We start from the raw sequence: 2,960 nt of genomic DNA on the forward strand, positions 1-2,960 counted from the left end.
CTCACTGCAAGCCGCCCGCATTCTCGGCCGGGTGAAGAACGAATTCGGGATCGAGATCGCGGCTCGCGACCTCCTGAATCAGGGCACGATCGCGGGTATCGCCGACCTCCTCGGCGAACGGCCGGAGCCGTCGAGTAACGCCGCATCTGTTTCACCTCCTGCCCCCGGCCAGGCACGAGGCGTACTCCCCCGCGACGCCGCCGAACGTCTGGTGACGCAAGCCTGGCAAGCGGTGAGCGGCGATCTCAGCATTGGCGTCTGCGACAAACTCGAAGCACTCACCGGCCGGCCCCGGCTTGCCGCAGCCCTCGTACAAGCCCTCGGCGAACGGTTGCAACGACCGGTGCCCGCGCTCGCGGAGCCCACGGCTGAATGCACCCTCGCCGATGTCGCGAACCATGTGCGACCGCTGCTGGAAGAGCCTGTCGACGGCCCGGTGCGCGTGCTCCAGCAGGGCGGTACGCAGGCTCCGCTGTTCTTGATTCATCCGGCGGGCGGCTCGACGGCCGTGTACCGCACGCTGGTCCAGCGGCTCGGCCCGGACCGGCCGGTTTACGGCCTCGAACGCCTCACCGAGGCACCAGAAGTTCGCGACCAGGCCGCCGAATACGCGCGAGTGATCCGCGCCCTGCACCCGAGCGGCCCGTGGTTCGTCGGCGGATGGTCCTTCGGCGGGCTTGTCGGGCAGGAGGCGGCACGTCTGCTCGCCGCGCACGGCACCGTCAGTGCGCTGATCCTCATCGACACGGTGCTGCCGTTGCCGAGGCCCGATCTCAGCCGCGAGCAGGAGGCACACAACCGCTTCGCGGCCTTCGCCAAATACGTCGAGCAGGTCTACGGCACGCCGCTCCGGCTGCCATACGACGAACTCGCAGTGCTCGACGACGCCATGCAGATCGAACTGGTCATCAAGACCCTGCAACAGGTCGTCGACCTTCCTCCCGCCATCGTCGAGCACCAGCGCGATTCGTACCTGGATCTACGCAGCGGCGAGCGGCACGAACCGAGCCCGTACCCGGGCCGCACGCTGCTGTACCGCGCGACCGAATTGGCGCCGCACACGGTGCGCGATCCCCGCTACGAGCGCGACGACGAAAGGCTCGGCTGGGAGCAGTTCTGCCCGGACCTGACCGTCAAGCGCGTGCCGGGCCATCACCTCTCCCTGCTCGATCCCCCGGCGGTCGACGTGCTGGGCGCGCTGCTCGCGGAGGATCTCCAATGTTGAGATCCGCGATAACGCTCGTGCTCGCTCTCGCGGCGACCGGCACCGTGCTCACCGCCCCGGTCGCCGCGTCGGTAGCGACCGATCCCTCGTCCGCGCCGGTGTCCTCCGACGACGGCGCCTTCGTGTCCGGCGTGACCCAGCTCGACAGCCGCATGCTCGACCTGCGGATCAGCTCCCCGGCCGTCGGCGCGATCGTCCCGGTCAGGGTCCTGCTGCCGCGCGACTGGTCCGCCGACGCCAACCGCACGTGGCCGGTCCTCTACCTGCTGCAGGGCGCGCACGACGACTACACCGCGTGGACCCGCGAGACCGAGATCGAGTCGTTCACCGCGGACAAGGAGCTGATCGTCGCGATGCCGTCGGCCGGACCGACCGGGATACCGACCAAGTGGCTCAACGGCGGCACCGGCAAGCCGGACTACGAGACCTTCGAAGTCACCGAGCTGATGCAGTTGTTGCAGCGGTCCTACCACGCCGGTGACACGCGGGCGGTAGCAGGCGTGTCAACCGGCGGATATGGCGCCATGGCGATGGCGGCGCATCGCCCCGGGGCGTTTACCGCGGCCGCGTCGTACAGCGGTGTGCTGGACACGACGGCGCTCGGCGTTCCCGCAGTCATAGACGCGATCGTGGCCAGAGAGAACGTGAACCCGAGCGCGCTGTGGGGCGATCCGGGCTCGAACGCCGGCCTGTGGAACGCCGACAACCCGTACGACCTCATGCCCTACCTGCGCTGGACGGCCATATTCGTGTCCTGCGGCAGCGGCCTGGACAGCGGCGAACGCGACAACCTCGTCGGCGCCTCCCTGGAAAGCGCGCTGTGGCCGCAGGCCAAGTCCTTCGCGCAGCGGCTGAAACTGCTCGGCATCCAGGCGCAGACCGACTTCTACCCCGGCGGCGTGCACGACTGGCCGGACTGGCGGCGCGAGTTCACCAAGTCCTGGCCGATGCTCGCCGCCAGCCTGGGCCTTTCCTAACCAGGCGCTGCACCCCTCACCTCGGCTTTTCCCGACACCCGCCTTTTCCCGCGGAGGAGCGAATCAATGAACAGTTTCGGCGATACCAGCGCGCTGAGTGAGGCCGTTCTGGCTGGGGCGGGGGCTGAGGAGTTGGCGGCCTGCCCGCTGCCGGACAGCTACCCGGCGGCGTTCCTACGCCGCCAGGACCAAGACCTCTTCAAGGACGCACCCGACAAGGACGTACGCCGCAGCCTGCACCTAGGCCAGCTGCCCATGCCCGAGCTGGCCCCCGACGAAGTCATCGTCGCGGTCATGGCCGCCGCCATCAACTACAACACCGTCTGGTCCGCCATGTTCGAACCCGTCCCCACCTTCCGCTTCCTACACGACCTGGCCCGCCACGGCGGCTGGGAGACCCGCCACGACCGCGACTACCAGCAAATCGGCTCCGACGCCGCCGGCATCATCGTGCGCACCGGCGCCGCCGTACGCCACTGGAAGATCGGCGACCACGTCGTGCTCTCCCCCGTCGTCATCGACGAACAACAAGCCGCCGCCCAGGAAGACGGCATGCTCTCCAGCCGCCAACTGGCCTGGGGCTTCGAAACCAACTTCGGCGCCTTCGGCCACTACGCCCTGGCCAAAGCCACCCAACTAGTACGCAAACCCCCCCACCTGTCCTGGGAGGAAGCCGCCTGCAACACCCTGTGCCTGGGCACCGCCTACCGCATGCTCATCGGCGCCCACGGCGCCCGCATCAAAATGGGCGACATCGT

At 68.6% G+C, this 2,960-nt stretch carries 3 protein-coding genes; all 3 read left to right on the plus strand.

Going from position 1 to position 2,960, the window contains the following annotated elements; all coding sequences use genetic code 11:
- The coding region (locus tag VFB40_RS18435) for a thioesterase domain-containing protein (RefSeq protein WP_324852300.1) at positions 1-1,225 on the plus strand (1,225 nt) is incomplete at its 5' end.
- Entirely contained in the window at positions 1,219-2,202 is a 984-nt protein-coding gene (locus VFB40_RS18440) for an alpha/beta hydrolase (protein ID WP_324852302.1), read from the plus strand. The genes VFB40_RS18435 and VFB40_RS18440, both read left to right, overlap by 7 nt.
- A gap of 66 nt (positions 2,203-2,268) precedes the next feature.
- A partial coding sequence (locus VFB40_RS18445; RefSeq protein ID WP_324852304.1) for an alcohol dehydrogenase catalytic domain-containing protein occupies positions 2,269-2,960 on the plus strand: 692 nt, incomplete at its 3' end.

Source organism: Actinocrinis sp. (assembly GCF_035650855.1).
Lineage (GTDB): Bacteria > Actinomycetota > Actinomycetes > Streptomycetales > Catenulisporaceae > Actinocrinis.

What these genes read in the sequence shown, in the direction of transcription:
- VFB40_RS18440 (WP_324852302.1), top strand. Translation starts at nt 1,219, where the DNA reads ATGTTGAGATCCGCGATAACGCTCGTGCTCGCTCTCGCGGCGACCGGC.